The 15,790-nt window shown below is 72.3% G+C and carries 14 protein-coding genes; 9 read left to right on the top strand and 5 right to left on the bottom strand.

Annotated elements, in window-relative coordinates; translation table 11 throughout:
- Window positions 1–135: 135 nt before the first annotated feature.
- Both ACWDSL_RS22880 and ACWDSL_RS22875 read right to left on the bottom strand, forming a co-directional pair.
- The gene (locus ACWDSL_RS22880) at window positions 136–828 is read right to left on the bottom strand and encodes an SDR family NAD(P)-dependent oxidoreductase (protein WP_450488167.1); all 693 of its coding nucleotides are present in this window, start codon (window positions 826–828) and stop codon (window positions 136–138) included.
- Window positions 829–980: 152 nt separating this feature from the next.
- A complete protein-coding gene (locus tag ACWDSL_RS22875; protein ID WP_450488165.1) occupies window positions 981–1,823 on the bottom strand; it encodes a helix-turn-helix transcriptional regulator in 843 nt (280 codons plus the stop codon).
- A gap of 448 nt (window positions 1,824–2,271) precedes the next feature.
- Between ACWDSL_RS22875 and ACWDSL_RS22870 the strand changes: the two genes are divergently transcribed.
- From ACWDSL_RS22870 to ACWDSL_RS22860, 3 genes are all read left to right on the top strand, one after another.
- The gene (locus tag ACWDSL_RS22870; RefSeq protein ID WP_450488163.1) at window positions 2,272–2,580 is read left to right on the top strand and encodes a DUF6355 family natural product biosynthesis protein; all 309 of its coding nucleotides are present in this window, start codon (window positions 2,272–2,274) and stop codon (window positions 2,578–2,580) included.
- Window positions 2,581–2,638: 58 nt separating this feature from the next.
- Window positions 2,639–3,202 carry an ArsR/SmtB family transcription factor gene (locus ACWDSL_RS22865; protein ID WP_385623560.1) on the top strand — a complete coding sequence of 188 codons (564 nt, stop codon included), beginning with the start codon at window positions 2,639–2,641 and terminating at the stop codon, window positions 3,200–3,202.
- Between the two features lie 91 nt (window positions 3,203–3,293).
- Entirely contained in the window at window positions 3,294–4,667 is a 1,374-nt protein-coding gene (locus ACWDSL_RS22860; protein WP_450488160.1) for an alpha/beta hydrolase family protein, read from the top strand.
- A gap of 98 nt (window positions 4,668–4,765) precedes the next feature.
- Here ACWDSL_RS22860 and ACWDSL_RS22855 read toward each other — a convergent pair whose 3' ends face one another.
- Window positions 4,766–5,506 carry a B3/B4 domain-containing protein gene (locus ACWDSL_RS22855; RefSeq protein WP_450488158.1) on the bottom strand — a complete coding sequence of 247 codons (741 nt, stop codon included), beginning with the start codon at window positions 5,504–5,506 and terminating at the stop codon, window positions 4,766–4,768.
- A 195-nt stretch (window positions 5,507–5,701) separates the two neighbouring features.
- On the opposite strand from ACWDSL_RS22855, the gene ACWDSL_RS22850 reads away from it, so the two are divergent.
- A complete protein-coding gene (locus ACWDSL_RS22850) occupies window positions 5,702–6,496 on the top strand; it encodes a hypothetical protein (RefSeq protein ID WP_450488156.1) in 795 nt (264 codons plus the stop codon).
- On the opposite strand, the gene ACWDSL_RS22845 is transcribed toward ACWDSL_RS22850, so the two are convergent.
- The gene (locus ACWDSL_RS22845; protein WP_450488154.1) at window positions 6,471–6,611 is read right to left on the bottom strand and encodes an SCO1431 family membrane protein; all 141 of its coding nucleotides are present in this window, start codon (window positions 6,609–6,611) and stop codon (window positions 6,471–6,473) included. The genes ACWDSL_RS22850 and ACWDSL_RS22845 overlap by 26 nt on opposite strands.
- A gap of 160 nt (window positions 6,612–6,771) precedes the next feature.
- On the opposite strand from ACWDSL_RS22845, the gene ACWDSL_RS22840 reads away from it, so the two are divergent.
- Complete coding sequence (locus ACWDSL_RS22840) at window positions 6,772–8,244, top strand: amidase (protein ID WP_450488152.1); 1,473 nt, start codon at window positions 6,772–6,774, stop codon at window positions 8,242–8,244.
- A 59-nt stretch (window positions 8,245–8,303) separates the two neighbouring features.
- Here the strand turns inward: ACWDSL_RS22840 and ACWDSL_RS22835 are convergent, their stop codons facing one another.
- Window positions 8,304–10,094, bottom strand: a complete 1,791-nt coding sequence (locus ACWDSL_RS22835; RefSeq protein WP_450488150.1) for a hypothetical protein — start codon at window positions 10,092–10,094, stop codon at window positions 8,304–8,306.
- A gap of 190 nt (window positions 10,095–10,284) precedes the next feature.
- Here ACWDSL_RS22835 and ACWDSL_RS22830 point away from each other — a divergent pair, with 190 nt between their 5' ends.
- The 4 genes from ACWDSL_RS22830 to ACWDSL_RS22815 all read left to right on the top strand — a co-directional run.
- Entirely contained in the window at window positions 10,285–11,466 is a 1,182-nt protein-coding gene (locus tag ACWDSL_RS22830; RefSeq protein ID WP_385620865.1) for an ROK family transcriptional regulator, read from the top strand.
- Window positions 11,467–11,690: 224 nt separating this feature from the next.
- Complete coding sequence (locus tag ACWDSL_RS22825) at window positions 11,691–14,189, top strand: PQQ-dependent sugar dehydrogenase (protein ID WP_450488147.1); 2,499 nt, start codon at window positions 11,691–11,693, stop codon at window positions 14,187–14,189.
- 159 nt (window positions 14,190–14,348) lie between these two features.
- On the top strand, window positions 14,349–15,488 hold the full coding sequence (locus ACWDSL_RS22820; RefSeq protein ID WP_450488145.1) for an inositol-3-phosphate synthase: 1,140 nt from the start codon (window positions 14,349–14,351) through the stop codon (window positions 15,486–15,488).
- Window positions 15,485–15,790, top strand: a 306-nt coding sequence (locus ACWDSL_RS22815) for a UbiA family prenyltransferase (protein ID WP_450488143.1), incomplete at its 3' end; no start/stop codon positions are given. The genes ACWDSL_RS22820 and ACWDSL_RS22815, both read left to right, overlap by 4 nt.

Raw genomic sequence — 15,790 nt, 5'->3', positions numbered from 1 at the left:
CTGGTCCCACAGGGGTTCGAGCGGGCACGCCGGCAGCGCGGGCACGGCCGTTCTTCGTGATCACTGAGCAGAGAGATTACGAGCGTGAGGTACGCGCAGGGCGGCGGGTCGACCGACCCTGAGCTCAGGGCAGGTTCACCACGGGAGGTTCCCGGATCGGTCGATGAACTGTCCCGTCGGCCCGTCCGGGCCGATCGTCGCGAGGGCCACGATGGACTCCGCGCCGTCGGCGACGCTGTGTCCGAGGCCGCCGGTGAAGTCGGTCGCGGTCTGCCCGGGGTCTGCGGCGTTGACCTTCACGTCCGTCAGTTCCTTGGCGTACTGCGTCGTGAGCATCGTGACCGCGGCCTTCGAGGCGCAGTAGAGGGGCAGGGCATACTGCGACTCGATCCGCGCCGGGTCCTGGGTCATGCTGAAGGAGCCCATCCCGCTGGACACGTTGACGATGACGGGGTTCGGCGACTTGCGCAACAGCGGGAGGAAGGCGTGTGTGACGCGCACGATCCCGACGACGTTCACGTCGAGCACGGCGCTCACGTCGGCCGCGGTGTACTCCTCGACGGGGCCGACCTTGCCGAGGACGCCGGCGTTGTTGACCAGGACGTCGATCGTTCCCTCATGCGCGGCGACATCCGCGGCCGCGGCCTGGACCGAGGCGTCGTCGGTCACGTCGATCTGAACGAACCGGGCGCCGAGCGACTCGGCCGCGGCCCGACCGCGCTCACGGTGGCGGGCACCGAGGAGGACCGTGTGCCCCGCCTCGACGAGGCGGCGAGCGGTTTCAAAACCGAGGGACTTGTTGGCCCCGGTGATGAATGTGGTGGTCATGCTGGCTCCTCCTGGTCCGAACAGCACGGCCGTGCGCTGTTCACGCACTCGATGCTGGGTCCCAGGGAGGGCCGGCGGGAGCTACGGGACTTCCTGGTACCGCGCGTACCACCCAGCAGCCTGGTCCACCGGACGAGGCGGAACGCGGGCCTTCATCCCTGAGGAGACAGCCTCTGGACCCCAATGGCCGCAATGAATTCGAGTTTGCCGCGGGCGTCGGTGCCTGGCTGCGGCGTGTACACCACGAGGCGGAGGTTCGTGTCCTGGGTGTTGAGGATGTCGGAGTTCATGGCGATGTCTCCGACATCCGGGTGCTGGACGAGTTTGCGCGCACTCTGGTGACCGCCCACCGCTCGGCGGCTCCACAACTCGCGGAACCGTGGGCTGAGGTTCAGCCTCGATACCAACGCCGCGAGGTCGGGATCGTCGGGGTACCGGCTCGTCGTCGCGCGCAGGTCGGCGACGAGGGACTCCTCGAACGCCGCCCGCTCGGCCGCCGTCTGCCGGACCCGGGGCAGCTCACCCAGGAACTGCCAGACCAGGACGTTGCGGTCGCCTGCACCGCGGACCGTGGGATCGCCGAACGTGGCCGCGAACAGCGGATTCCAGTGCAGCAACTGCCAGGTGGCGTCGTAGATCGCCAGCGGGTTGCCGGCGAGCTGGTCCACGATCCGGTACAGGCTTCCCGGGATCATTCGTGGAACCCGGCTCGGATCCGCCGCATGACCGGCCATGCGCAAAAGGTGAGCGTGTTCGTCGTCGGACAGGTGCAGGGCGCGAGCCAGGGCCGAGCAGACCTGCGCCGAGGGTGTCGCCACCCGTCCCTGCTCCAGCCGGACCACGTACTCGACCGAGATGCCGGCCAGCGTCGCCAGCTCCGCGCGTCGCAGACCGGGGACCCGACGGGGTGAGCCGTGTGCGAAGCCCACCGTCGCGGGGTCCAGCCGGTCCCGCCACGCCCGCAGCGCGGCACCGAGTTGATCCACGCACACCATCCTCCCGCACACCCCGCCCCGCTGGGTGGTACGCGCTGTACCACGAAGTCCCGTAGCTCCCGCCGACGCTCCCCGGGGGCTCAGTGTCGAGTCGTGAACGGCGCACAACGAGCCGTTCCGCCCGGCACGGTAGGCCGACCCGGAGCACGGCGGTCGTGATCGGCAGGGACGTCTGGTCCGTGGCGCATTTTTCGAAAGTTGTTTGTCCGGCATCAGCGGCCCGAACGCGAACAACCTCTGAGCCTCTACACCTGGAGTGGACGTTCCGGCCGCAACTGCCGCAACTGCCGCAACTGCCGCAACTGCCGCAACTGCCGCAACTGCCGCAACTGCCGTATCGCCGACCCAGTTGCGACAGAACTCTGAGGCGGAGCCGAAATCGCAAGCCCGCCGCCGCTACCGGTCGCATTCATTCGTGACCGGTGCCGTCGATCAAAGGAGAACCGTGATGAAGAGAATCCCGCTCAAGCGGGCGACCGCCGCAGCCGCCGTGATCGCCTCGGCTGGGCTGCTGTCAGTCGGCGCCAGCACCGTGGCCGCGGCGGCGCCGTCGGGGGGCGCCTCCGTGCAGGCATGCGGCTACTACGAGACCAGTACTGACAAGGCCTATTACGGTCACTGCGGCAGCGGCCGCGTGATCATCAAGATTGAGCTGGACTGGACCACCGCCGAACGGTTCCGGTGCGTCGGCCCGGGCGAGACCTATCTGGGCACCACCGACGAAATCGACTACGCGGTGTACGTCGGGACTTGCTGAAGCTCAAGAGTTGCAAGGGGCCCTTGCAAACATCCTTTGCAACTCGTAGCCTTCTGGCGTGGCCGAACAACCGCCTGCTCAAGAGATCGCCGATGTCGAGGCGCTGCGCGCCTTCGCGCACCCGATGCGGCAGAAGATCGAGCGATGCCTGCGCCGGGGACCGGCCAACTCTGCCGCGCTGGCACGCGAGTTGGGCGAGAGCACGGGGCTGGTCAGCTACCACCTGCGGCAGCTGGCCAAGCACGGCTTGGTCGAGGAGGTCCCGGAGCTGGCGAAGGGGCGGGAGCGGTGGTGGCGGGCGGTGCCGGGGGATCGGCGGTACCCGCCGTACAGCCGACAGACGCCGGAGATGCGTGAGGCGCTGACCGAGATGCATCGGCTCAACCTCGCCGAACTGATCGACTCCGCCCGGCGGTTCGAGGAGGCGCGCGACACGCTGGGGCCCTGGGCCGACGCGGCGCTCTTCTCGCGCGCCACGCTCCGGGTCGACCCCGCCCAACTCCGCGCGTTCTTCGAGGAGTACATCGCGCTCCTCTACCGGTACTCGGCTCCGGAATCGGGGAACGCGCCCGAGGCGCGGACCGTGCTCGTCCGGCTGCTCGGAATCCCCGAGACCGACTGACCGCACGCGGCCCAACCAACAACGAAGGGGGACGCACGCCGTGCTGCTCTCGGTCACGTCCACATCACCGATACGCGCCGTACTGGCCTTTTTGTCCGCGGTATTGGCCGGCGCCCTCCTCCTGCTGGCCGCGCCCACGGCGTACGCCCGCGGGGACGGGCTGGTCCGCCAGAACGTCACCTTCCGGGGCGGGGGTGGGCTCGTCCTGCGCGGCACCGTCCTCAGCAAGGACGGAGCATCCGGCCCGGAACCAGGCATCGTGCTCGTCGGCGGCTCGGGCCCCGGGCCCCGGGAGGAGTATCGGCAGGAGGCCGAGGCGTTCGCCCGGGCCGGGATCACCACGCTCGTCTACGACAAGCGGACCGCTGGTTACTCCACGCTCCACCGGGACTTCGGCCTGCTGGCCGACGACGCGCTTGCCGGAGTGCGGTTGTTGCGGTCCAGGACCGGGGTGAACCCACGCCGGGTCGGGCTGTGGGGGTTCAGCGAGGGGGGCTGGGTGGCGCCGCTGGCCGCATCGCGCTCAACGGACGTCGCGTTCGTCGTCACCATCGGCGGCTCCGGCTACGACCCGCTGCGTACCGAGACCTGGAACCTCGCCACGCATCTGCGCCACCAAGGGGTGGGTGGACCGTTCCGTCGCACCGTGGCCGGCCCCGCCGCCCAATTCCTCGGCTCGACCGGTCTGTTCCCCGCGGCCGGCTACGACCCCTTGCCGGTGCTGGAGCAGCTTCACCGAACGCCGGTACTGGCGCTGTGGGGCGATCACGATACGCAGGTGCCGTCCCAGGAGAGCGCACGGATCTTCCGCGAGGCCCTGGCCCGTGCGGGCAACCGGCACGCTGTCATCGGCTTCGTCGCCGGCGGCGCACACAACGGGCACCGCACATCGGACGGGTTCGACCGGATCGGCGGCCCGCTCTTCCACGGCAAGAAGCTGGGGGAGCTGACCCCGCGCTATGCGCAGACCATGACCTCATGGGTGCGGGCCGTGGCCGCCGGCCACCCACCGGCGTCGAGCGCTGCCCCCGCACCCGGGCAGGCATTCGCCACCACCCCCGTACCGGGGCACGCCTGGTATGCCTGGCTCGCCCCGGCACTGCTCCTCCTCGGCTTCGCCGCCTATCCGGTGAGTGCCCTGCTGCGCCGGGGCCCGGTCCTGCGCCCGGTGCGGTGGTTGGCCGGGCTCGGCCTGCTGGCGGTCGTGGCGACGGTGGCCTGCTCGATCGCCGTCTTCGTGGCAGGGAACGGTGCGGTGGCGCCCGTTGTGTGGGGCCGTCCGGCTCTGTGGCTGGTGGCGCAGGGGCTTGCCGTCGCCGTGGTGGTGTCCGCCGGTGTCTCGGCAGTCGCACTCCGGCGCCGACGGCTGACGTCGAGCTGGGCGGCCTGGCTGCGTCTGGCGCCGGTCGGGCTGGCCGCGGTCGGCTTCGTACCGTGGGCGGTGTGGTGGGGTGTTGCCGCGTGACGGGGCGTGACGGAGCGTGACGGGGCGTGACGGGGTGAGGTGGGGCGTGACGGGGTGAGGCGGGGTGAGGTGGGGTGAGGCGGGGTGAGGCGGGGCCGTCAGCCCGTGAGCGACTGCGGCGAGCCCGTGACCAGCCGCGAGTGGATCCGTACGCCAGGGCAGGCGTCCGTCAGGGCCGCGGTGAGCGCGTCCCCGGCGGCGGTCAGGGCGGCGTCGTCCATGGGGCCGAGGGCGTCGAGGACGAACATGGCGCGGGTGGTGGCGTGGGTCAGCCGGGTGCGGGTGCACTGACGCCAGTTCCAGCGGCGGCAGGTGACGCCCGCGTCGTCGCGCCAGACCACCTCGCCCGGCGCGGGGTGCTCCACGACGGCCTCGCCGCCGGCCGTGGTCTCGAAGGTCTCGTCGCCGGCGGCGCGCACCAGGCGCGCCGGTCCGGCGTAGTGGTCCAGGTCCTCGCCGCCGAGCGGCAGGACATGGGCGACGGAGATCGCGTTGTAGATATCGGTGAGCCGGTCCACCCGGGGCAGCCCGGCCGACACCCGCCGCAGCAGCGCCTCCGCACTGGGCCGGGTGCGCTGCGGCTTCGCGCCGAAGGCGCGGAACGCCTCGCGCCAGGCGGCGAGGTGCGGATGCTCCGGGGATGCTGCCTGGGCGTCGTCGCCCAGCAGCTCACGCGCCGTGGCCTCCGCCGCCGCGAGCATGCCCTCGCTGAAGTCGTCGCTGGGGCCGGGGCGCAGCCCCTCGGCGGTGATGAGGAGCGCGCGGTAGTCGGGGCGCAGCGCGAGGACGGCCGGGTCGATGGTGGCCGAGTCGAGCCATTTCGCCGCGTCGAGTGTCACGGTTCGCGTCTCCCTGCGTAGTTCACTGCGAAGGTCACTGCTTAGTTCACTATCCATAACGATGGAGTACAGCGTACTGGACGGCGCCGGCTCATCGCAGGACTCGCGTCCCGGGGCAAGGTGCACTCAGCTCCACCCGAGGACGGCGGGCTCCCCACATGGTGGCGAGCGGCCCGGCACGGAATCCTTTGACACATGACGCCATACACCACCGGCCGTGGGCCGCACCGCAGCGAACCGACCGCCTCCGCCCCGCTCGCCGCCCCGGTTCCCGCCCCGGCCCCGGCCTTAGCGGGCATGGCGGCGCCGACCGGCCCGCACCCCGTCGGGATGATCTCCGTGCCCCTGGTCGACCGCGACCGCGACCGCGACCGGCCCGGGCCCGGGGTGCGGTCCAAGCCGTTCCGCGAGCTGATGGTCGACGTCCGCTACCCGGCCCGCGAGGTCGAGCGGTACGAGCGGACCCCGGGGACCTTCGTCCACGAGGACGCCCCGCCCGCGCTGGACCCCAGCGGCCCGCGCCCGGTGGTGCTCCACTCGCCCGGCGTCGGCGAGGCGTATGCGCCCAGCCCGCTCGCCGAGGAGCTGGCCTCGCACGGCTATGTGGTCGTGACCATCGTCCACGACGACGACACGCGGGCGGCCGGGCTGGCGGGCGATGGGCTGGCGGGCGACGGGATGGCGGACGACCGGGCGTCGGACGTCCGGTACGTGCTCGACCAGCTGATCTCGCTCGCCCCCGGTGTACTGGACCTGTCCAGGATCGGGCTGGTCGGCCGGTCCGCAAGGGCCGGGGCGGGGGGCCGCTCCGCGGACCTGGCGACCCTGCACGACGACCCGAGGATCACGGCGGTCGCCGATCTGGACGGAGTCCTGGCGGCGGCGTCGGCCGACGACCCGCGTACGCCCCTCGTGGCGTTCTTCGACCGTCGGCTGCGCGGTGGCGAGGAGACGGCCGTCGCGGCTACAGCAGCCCGAGCTGGACGGTGAGCATCGCGATGCAGACGGTCAGAACCCAGCCGAGGATGGTCTCCAGCGGCCTGTCTTCGGACGGTCCGCCGGTACGAGGCAGGAAACGGGTGCGGCGTGCCGCGATGTCGGTCATGCGGGTGTCCTTCTCGCTCAGCGATGATTCGGCATGAGGCAGCCGTCACCCCGCCCAGGGTGCGCATGGGCATCCCGTGCGGTAAAGGGGGAGTGGCCGAACTCACGAGCAGCGGTGCCGGCCCGCCGGGCGCGGGCGAAGCGAGTCGAGGAGGTCCGCCGTGACCAGCGTCATTCCGAAAGGCTTGAGCGAGCAGGTCCGCGCGCTGGCCGGCGGTGAGGTGTCCTCCCGTGCGCTGGTCGAGCGGGCGCTGGTCCGTATCGCCGGGACACAGGGCACGCTCAACGCCTTCCGGCGGGTACGCGCCGAGGCCGCGCTCCGCGAGGCCGACGAGGCCGACCGGCTGCTGGCGGCCGGGCGACGGCTGCCGCTGCTGGGGGTGCCGATCGCGGTCAAGGACGATACGGATGTGGCGGGCGAGCCGACCGCCTTCGGGTGCTGCGGGGAGTTCCCGCCCAAGACCGAGGACTCCGAGGTGGTGCGGCGGCTGCGGGCCGCCGGTGCCGTCATCGTCGGCAAGACGAACACACCAGAGCTGGGGCAGTGGCCGTTCACGGAAGGGCCCGCCTTCGGCGTGACACGCAATCCATGGAACCCGGACTACACCCCGGGCGGCTCCTCCGGCGGAGCCGCGGCCGCCGTGGCCGCGGGCCTGGTGCCCGCCGCGCTCGGCTCGGACGGGGCCGGTTCGGTCCGTATCCCGGCCGCCTGGAGCCATCTGATCGGCATCAAGCCGCAGCGCGGCCGGATCTCCACCTGGCCGTACGCCGAGGCGTTCAACGGCATCACCTGCAACGGCCCCCTCGCCCGCACGGTCGAGGACGCCGCCCTGCTGCTGCACGCGGCGACCGGCAACCGCCCGGGCGATCTGCACCAGCCGCCGCCCGTGGACGTGCTCTCCGCCGTACGCCGCGACCCGGGGCGGCTGCGCATCGCGCTCTCCCTGAAACCCCCCTTCACCGGCACGCACAAGCACCTCGACCCGGTCGTCCGGGCCGCCGTCCTGCGGCTCGCCGAGCGGCTGGCGGCCCTGGGCCACGAGGTCGTGGCGGCCGAGCCGCGCTACGGGGCCGGGGTCGGCCTGTCCTTTCTGCCGCGGGCGATGGTGGGCCTGTGGGAGTGGTCCGGACACGTCCCGGACCGGGCCCTGCTGGACGTACGCACCCTCACCGCCGTCCGGCACGGCAGGCTCCTGGGCGGGCGGCCGCTGCGCCTGGCCCGGGCCGCCGAAGAGCCGCTGCGGCGCAGGGTCGGGGCGATCTTCTCGCGCGACGGCCACGGCCACGGCCACGGCCACGGCCACGGCGACCGCGACGGCTACGGCTTCGATGTGGTGCTCTCCCCGACGACCGCGACGCCACCGCTGCGGATCGGGGCCCTGGCCGAGCTGAACTCCTGGCACACCGACCGGGCGACGATCGCGGCCTGCCCGTACGCCTGGCCGTGGAACGTCCTGGGGTGGCCGGCCGTGAACGTACCGGCCGGATTCGTCGGCGAGGACGGCACCCTGCCGCTCGGCGCCCAGCTCCTGGGCCCTGCCAACAGTGAGCCGCGGCTGATCTCGCTCGCCGCGCAGCTGGAGGCCGACCAGCGGTGGTACGAGCGCTGGCCCAGTGACTTCGCGGTGAGCTGACTTTGCGGTGAGTATGAGACAGCGACACGCCGACGCGACGGCGTGTCGCTGTCCCATACTCACCACAAATCAGGCCGCGTCTGGGCCGGGGACAGGCGTTCCACCGCGACGCGGTGGTGGGCCGCCCCGGTGACCACGGTCAGCTCCGTCTGCGCCGCGCCGAGCGGCTTGGCCCCGAGCCAGGCCAGCAGCGCCGACGCGTACGCCACCGGGTCGCACAGGTCGGCCCGGCCGGTCTCGTCCGGGGCGGCCGTCAGCCGCACCAGATCCCCCTGCCGGGTGCGCACCGTGCAGCGGTCGGGGCCGGTCACATACGCGGCCAGGGCGCAGTGCGGATGGCGCGCCAGGATCTCCGCCGTCCAGGCGGCGGGCGGGCCGACCCTGGGGTCGTCCTCCGCGCCGTACCGTACGACGACGTCCGCGACGCTCAGCCGCCCGGCGTCCTGGGTGTCCTCGTGCACCGCCGTGTGCGCGCCGTCGGCGTCCGGGTCCTCCGGCTCGTGGGCGGTGTCGGCGTAGCGGGTGACGGCGACCGTCGGCGGTTCGGCGTCGATCAGCCGGGTCAGGACGCGTACGGGCGCGGTGCGTTCGGCGGGCTCGTACGGCGGCAGCGGCAGCCGGTCGAGGAGGGCGGGGCGGTCGGCGGGCTCGGGGATGCCGATGAGGCCGTAGAACAGGCGGCGCAGCAGACCGGCGGAGCGGCCCGGCACGGATGTGGTCTGGGCGGCCAACTCGGCGTAGCGGCCGGGGTCATGGCCCTGGACGACGCGTTCGATCTGCGCGCGCAGGCTGCCGTGCGGGCGGAGCTTCGGGGCGGCCCGGCCGAGCGCGGCGACCGGCGAGTCGGGGTCGAGGTCGCCGTCGGGGAACGCGCCGAGGAGGATCGGCCTGCCGATGGAGGCCGCGTAGTACGTGACGCTGCTGTGGTCGCCCAGGACGCAGTCCGCCGCTATCAGGGCCTGCCGCCAGCCGTGCAGTTCGGAGATCAGGCCGAGACCGGCCCGCCGCGCCCGGTCCAGCCAGCCCCGGACCTGCCCGTGCCCGTGTCCGTACCAGATGTTGGGGTGCAGAACGGCCACCGTGCGGTACTCGTCGGCCGGCAGCTCGGCCGCCAGACGGGGCAGCAGCCAGGGCAGCAGATCGCCTTCGCCGTTGCTCTCGCCGCTGTCGCTGTCGCCGAAGAGGGAGCGCGGCGCCCAGGTGGAGCTGACCACGACCAGCCGCTGGTGCGGGGCGACCCCGAGCGCGCGGCGGAAGCGTTCGCGGTACGGGAGGGCGCCAAGGATGCGGTCGTAGCAGGGGTCCCCGGCGAGTACGGCCGTCGGGGCCGCCTCCGGGCAGGCGGTGCCGAGCCGGTCCAGCTGCTCGGGGTGGGACAGGACGGTGGCGGAGGCGATGGGGCGGCCGTCGTGCAGCAGCCACTCGGGCCCAAGACCGAAGACCGGTGTTGTCCGGTGTTGTCCGGTGTTGTCCGGTGTTGCGAGCTTCTTATTATACCCAACGCCATGCGACAACACGGCCAACTCGCCTTGCAATGCGTGGAGTTGACCGCCGTAGCTCGCGGACACCGCCAGGTCGACGGGGGTGTCCTTCGCCTGCTCCCAGGGGAGGACCGGCAGCCCCGCGGCGGCCAGCAGCTCGGGCACCCCGGCCAGAAAGGGCGAGGACTGGGTGCACGTCGCCAGCAGTTGCACCCGCAGATCGCCGCTGAGCAGGGGGAGTATGTCCAGCAGCCGGGTCGCGGAGGTGACGTTGTGCACCACGAGCAGCACCCGACGGCACTGTGCCCGGGTCACCCACCGCTCCGCGTCGGCGCCGACCGGAACCCTCAGCCGCAGCGTGCCCGTCATCCTGGCGATCTTACCGGCGGTGACCATGGCCGTTCTTCGGGCCGCACCCAACCGATCTTTGTCCTGTGAGTGGGGAAAGTCTGCGGTAATCCATGCACAACTTCTTCCCAGGTCCAGCAGCCGCTGCTACGTTCCCTACGAAAGCCCGGCACTGGGGCGGAATCTGGGCGGGGAGGGGACAGTGAGACGCATGACGGCACGACCGGCGAGCGCCCACCAGGCACGCCTGCTCAAGCTGCTGCGCGACGGCGGCCCCAACTCCCGTGCCCAGCTGGGCGACCAGGTCGACCTGTCCCGCTCCAAGCTGGCCGTGGAGCTGCACCGGCTGCTGGAGACGGGCCTGGTGGTGGCCGACGGGCTCGCCGCCTCGCGCGGCGGCCGCCGCTCCCACAACGTCCGGCTCAACCCGGGCCTGAGGTTCCTCGGCGTCGACATCGGCGCGACATCGGTCGACGTCGCCGTCACCAACGCGGAGCTGGAGGTCCTGGGCCACCTCAACCAGCCGATGGACGTCCGTGAGGGCCCCGTGGCGGTCTTCGAGCAAGTCCTGGACATGGCCGAGAAGCTGAAGGCCACCGGGCTGGCCGAGGGCTTCGACGGCGCCGGCATCGGCGTTCCCGGACCGGTCCGCTTCCCCGAGGGCATACCGGTGGCCCCGCCGATCATGCCGGGCTGGGACGGCTTCCCCGTACGGGAAGCGCTCAGCCAGGAACTCGGCTGCCCGATCATGGTCGACAACGATGTGAACCTCATGGCGATGGGCGAACAGCACGCCGGAGTCGCCCGCAACGTCGCCGATTTCCTCTGTGTCAAGATCGGCACCGGTATCGGCTGCGGCATCGTCGTCGGCGGTCAGGTCTACCGCGGCACCACCGGCAGCGCGGGCGACATCGGCCACATCCAGGCCGTGCCCGGTGGCAGGCCCTGCGCCTGCGGCAACCGGGGCTGCCTGGAAGCTCACTTCAGCGGTGCGGCGCTGGCCCGCGACGCGGTGCAGGTGGCCCAACAGGGCCTGTCCACCGACCTCGCGGCCCGGCTGGCGACGAATGGCACCCTCACCGCCGCCGATGTCGCCGCCGCGGCCACCGCGGGCGACACCACCGCACTGGAGCTGATCCGCGAGGGCGGCACCCGCGTCGGCGAGGTCATCGCCGGCCTCGTCTCCTTCTTCAACCCCGGTCTGTTAGTGATCGGCGGCGGGGTGACCGGCCTGGGCCACACCCTGCTCGCCGCGATCCGTACCCAGGTCTACCGCCAGTCGCTGCCCCTTGCGACCGGCAATCTCCCCATCGTCCTGGGCGAGTTGGGCTCCACCGCCGGAGTGACCGGCGCGGCCCGGCTGATCAGCGACCATCTCTTCTCACCCGCCTGAGCGACCACCCCTTCCCACCCGCCTGAGCGACCACCTCTTCACGCCCACGCACGCCTGCTCGGCGCCGCGCCTACCGAGGCGCGCCACGTCCTGACACCGGCCCTCGATGCCACATTCTCCAACTGACCAGGGTCAGCCAGGTCAGTTGTCCAGAGCTCCGGGATGACGGCGCATCCCGGCGTACCCGCCTGCTCGTACAACCAGCCCCATTCTGGAGGCATTTCGTGCACGGGAACGACCGCACCACCCGCACCCGCACCCGTCCCCGACCCCACAGATCGCGTCTGCACAAGGCGATCGCGCTGCTCAGCGGCGCCCTCCTCGCCGGTGCCGGCCTGACCCTCACCACCCCCCAGGCCGGCGCAGCCGTCACCGGCCAGGAGAAGGCCGCGGCGGCCGAGGACTTCCAGCAGGTCACCCTCGCCAAGGGGGAGGCGGAGGTCGGCGAGCCCATGTCGCTGGCCGTCCTCCCCGACCGCTCGGTCCTGCACACCTCCCGCGACGGCGAACTGCGCCTGACCGACGCCGCGGGCAACACCAAACTCGCGGGCAAGCTCGACGTCTACTCCCATGACGAGGAGGGCCTGCAAGGCGTCGGTGTCGACCCGGGCTTCACCGACAACCGCTTCATCTACCTCTACTACGCGCCCCCGCTGAACACCCCGGCGGGCGATGCCCCGGAGACCGGCACCGCCGCCGACTTCGCACCCTTCGACGGCGTCAACCGCCTCTCCCGCTTCGTGCTGAAGGCCGACGGCACCCTTGACGCCGCCAGCGAGAAGAAGATCCTCGACGTCTCGGCCACCCGCGGTCTGTGCTGCCACGTCGGCGGCGACATCGACTTCGACGCGGCCGGCAATCTGTACCTGTCGACCGGCGACGACACCAACCCCTTCCAGTCGGACGGCTACACCCCGATCGACGAACGCGACAACCGCAACCCCGGCTTCGACGCCCAGCGCTCCGCGGGCAACACCAACGACCTGCGCGGCAAGATCCTGCGCATCAAGGTCGAGGCCGACGGCACGTACTCCATCCCCGAGGGCAACCTCTTCAAGCCCGGCACCGACAAGACGCGGCCCGAGATCTATGCGATGGGCTTCCGCAACCCGTTCCGGTTCAGCGTCGACAAGAAGACCGGCATCCTCTACGTCGGCGACTACGGCCCCGACGCCGGCGCCGCCGACCCGAAGCGCGGCCCGGCCGGACAGGTCGAGTTCGCCCGGGTCACCGGCCCCGGCAACTTCGGCTGGCCGTACTGCACCGGCGCCAACGACGCCTACGTCGACTACGACTTCGCCACCGGTGGATCCGGCTCCTCCTTCGATTGCGCCGCCCCGAAGAACACCTCGCCGCACAACACCGGCCTGACCGATCTGCCCCCGGCGCAGACCGCCTGGATTCCGTACAACGGCGGATCCGTACCGGAGTTCGGCGACGGCTCCGAGTCCCCGATGGGCGGCCCGGTCTACCACTACGACGCCGCCCTCGACTCGCCCGTGAAGTTCCCCGAGGCGTACGACGGCGACTTCTTCGCCGGTGAGTTCGGCCGCCGCTGGATCAAGCGCATCAGCAGCGACGCCGACGGCAAGGTGCAGTCGATCAGCGACATCCCCTGGAGCGGCACCCAGATAATGGACATGGCCTTCGGCCCGGACGGCGCGCTGTACGTCCTCGACTACGGCACCGCCTGGTTCGGCGGCGACGAGCACTCGGCGCTGTACCGCATCGAGAACGCGACCGACGGCCACTCCCCGTCGCCCCAGGCCGCCGCGGACCGCACCTCGGGCCAGGCCCCGATGAAGGTCCAGTTCTCCTCGGCCGGCACCACCGACCAGGACGGTGACACGCTCACCTACAGCTGGGACTTCGGCGACGGCGGAACCTCCACGGCCGCCAACCCCGCCCACAAGTATTCAAAGAACGGCACCTACACCGCCACCGTCACCGCCAAGGACCCCTCCGGCCGCACCGGCAGCGCCAGTGTGCAGATCGTCGTCGGCAACACCGCGCCCAAGGTCGTCCTCGAGACGCCCAAGGACGGGCAGCTGTTCAGCTTCGGCGACGCCATCCCGTTCAAGGTGAAGGTCACCGACCCCGAAGACGGCCGGACCATCGACTGCGACAAGGTCAAGGTCACCCTGATCCTCGGCCATGACACCCACGGCCACCCGCTCACCTCGGCCAACGGCTGCTCCGGCACCATCCAGTCCAGCGCCGACGGCGGCCACGACGAGGACGCCAACATCTTCGGCGTCCTGGACGCCGAGTACACCGACGGCGGAGGCGGCGGCCAGGCCCCGCTCACCTCGCACGACCGGCACGTCCTGCAGCCCCGCCACCGCCAGGCCGAGCACTTCTCCACCAGCTCCGGCGTGACGGTCGTCGGCCATGACACCGCCCAGGGCGCCAAGGTCGTCGGCGACATCGACAACGGCGACTGGATCGCCTTCAAGCCCTACGTACTGAGCGACGCCACGAAGATCACCGCACGGGTCGCCTCCGCCGGCGCGGGCGGCACCCTCGAGGTCCGCGCGGGCTCGGCCACCGGCACCCTGCTCGGCAGGGCCACGGTGCCCGTGACCGGCGGCTGGGAGACCTACCAGGACGTCTCGGCCAACCTGTCCCGCGCACCGAGCGGCACCACCACCCTGTACCTCGTCTTCAAGGGCGGCAGCGGTGACCTCTACGAGATCGACGGCTTCACCTTCACAACCCGCTGAGCCACGACCCGCTGAGCCACAGCCCGCTGAGCCCGCCACGGGCCACTGAGCCCGCCACGGGCCACTGAACGGCGGCGGGCGGGAGACGCCGGACTCCCGCCCGCCGTCACCACCCCTCACCCTCTCCGGGATCTCGTTCCCCGGACAAGGAGGCAGCCCATGTCCGCGTCCCTGTCCCCGTCCCCCTCCCGTCCCCCTCGGATCGGCGTCTGGCTGGTCGGGGCCCGCGGCTCCGTCGCCACCACCGTGGTCGCCGGATGCGCCGCCGTGAACGCGGGGCTGCGCCCGCCGACCGGCCTGGTCACCGAGGCGCCCGCGTTCGCCGGCAGCGGTCTGCCCGCCCTGTCCTCCCTTGTGTTCGGCGGCCACGACACCACCGACTGCCCCCTGCCCAAACGCGCCGAGCAACTGGCCGCGGGCGGCGTCCTCCCGACCGGTCTGCCCGCCGCCGTCGCGGCCGAACTCGCCGCCGCCGACGCGGAGATCAGGCCCGGCGGCCCGCTCCCCGGCGACAACAGGGACGAGGACGCGCTGATCGCCGCCTTCGCCGCCGACCTCCAGGACTTCGTCACCCGGCTCGGCCTGGAGCGCGCGGTGGTCGTGAACGTCGCCTCCACCGAACCGGCCCCGCCGCCAGGACCCCCTCTTCCGCCCAGCTCGCTCTACGCGGCCGCCGCCCTGCGCGCCGGCTGCCCGTACGTCAACTTCACCCCGTCCACGGGCCTGCACCACCCGGCGCTCGCCCCGCTCGCCGCGGCGAGCGGACTGCCGTACGCGGGCCGCGACGGCAAGACGGGCCAGACCCTGCTGCGCTCCGTCCTCGGCCCCATGTTCGCCCAGCGGGCGCTGGACGTCCGGGCCTGGTCGGGCACCAACCTCCTCGGCGGGGGCGACGGCGCCTCCCTCGCCGACCCGGCCGCCGCCGCGGCGAAGAACGCCGGCAAGGAACGCGTCCTCGCGGACACCCTCGGCACCACCCCCGAGGGCGAGGTCCACATCGACGACGTGCCCGCGCTCGGCGACTGGAAGACCGCCTGGGACCACGTCGCCTTCGACGGATTCCTCGGCACCCGCATGGTCCTCCAGACCATCTGGCAGGGCTGCGACTCGGCACTCGCCGCGCCCCTCGTCCTCGACCTGGCCCGGCTCGTCGCCCGCGCCCACGCGACCGGTCTGCGCGGCCCCCTCGCCGAACTCGCCTTCTTCTTCAAGGACCCGGTCGGGGACGCGCCGTCGGCGCTGGGGGAGCAGTACGCGGAACTGGTGCGGTTCGCCCAGGAGCTGGGGGAGAGCGAGTGAGCCGACTCCACGCCTGGGCCGAACTGCTGCGCCTGCCCGCCCTGTTCACCGTCCCAGGCGACGGGCTGGCCGGGGCGGCCGCCGTCGCCGCCCGCCCCGACCGCCGTACCGCGCTCGCCGTCGGCTGCTCCCTGTGCCTGTACGAGGCCGGAATGGCCCTCAACGACTGGGCCGACCGTGCGGAGGACGCCGTCGAGCGCCCGCACCGCCCGCTCCCGTCCGGCCGGGTCCGCCCCGCCGCCGCCCTCGCCGCGGCCTGCGCCCTCACGGCCGCGGGCCTCGCCCTGGCCGCCCGCGCGGGG

Source organism: Streptomyces sp. NPDC000941, from assembly GCF_053599555.1.
This window is presented reverse-complemented; position numbering and strand designations above follow the sequence as displayed.

What these genes read in the sequence shown, in the direction of transcription:
- ACWDSL_RS22830 (WP_385620865.1), top strand. Translation starts at nt 10,285, where the DNA reads ATGACGGCACGACCGGCGAGCGCCCACCAGGCACGCCTGCTCAAGCTG.
- ACWDSL_RS22880 (WP_450488167.1), bottom strand. Translation starts at nt 828, where the DNA reads ATGACCACCACATTCATCACCGGGGCCAACAAGTCCCTCGGTTTTGAA.
- ACWDSL_RS22835 (WP_450488150.1), bottom strand. Translation starts at nt 10,094, where the DNA reads ATGACGGGCACGCTGCGGCTGAGGGTTCCGGTCGGCGCCGACGCGGAG.
- ACWDSL_RS22875 (WP_450488165.1), bottom strand. Translation starts at nt 1,823, where the DNA reads ATGGTGTGCGTGGATCAACTCGGTGCCGCGCTGCGGGCGTGGCGGGAC.
- ACWDSL_RS22870 (WP_450488163.1), top strand. Translation starts at nt 2,272, where the DNA reads ATGAAGAGAATCCCGCTCAAGCGGGCGACCGCCGCAGCCGCCGTGATC.
- ACWDSL_RS22820 (WP_450488145.1), top strand. Translation starts at nt 14,349, where the DNA reads ATGTCCGCGTCCCTGTCCCCGTCCCCCTCCCGTCCCCCTCGGATCGGC.
- ACWDSL_RS22850 (WP_450488156.1), top strand. Translation starts at nt 5,702, where the DNA reads ATGACGCCATACACCACCGGCCGTGGGCCGCACCGCAGCGAACCGACC.
- ACWDSL_RS22845 (WP_450488154.1), bottom strand. Translation starts at nt 6,611, where the DNA reads ATGACCGACATCGCGGCACGCCGCACCCGTTTCCTGCCTCGTACCGGC.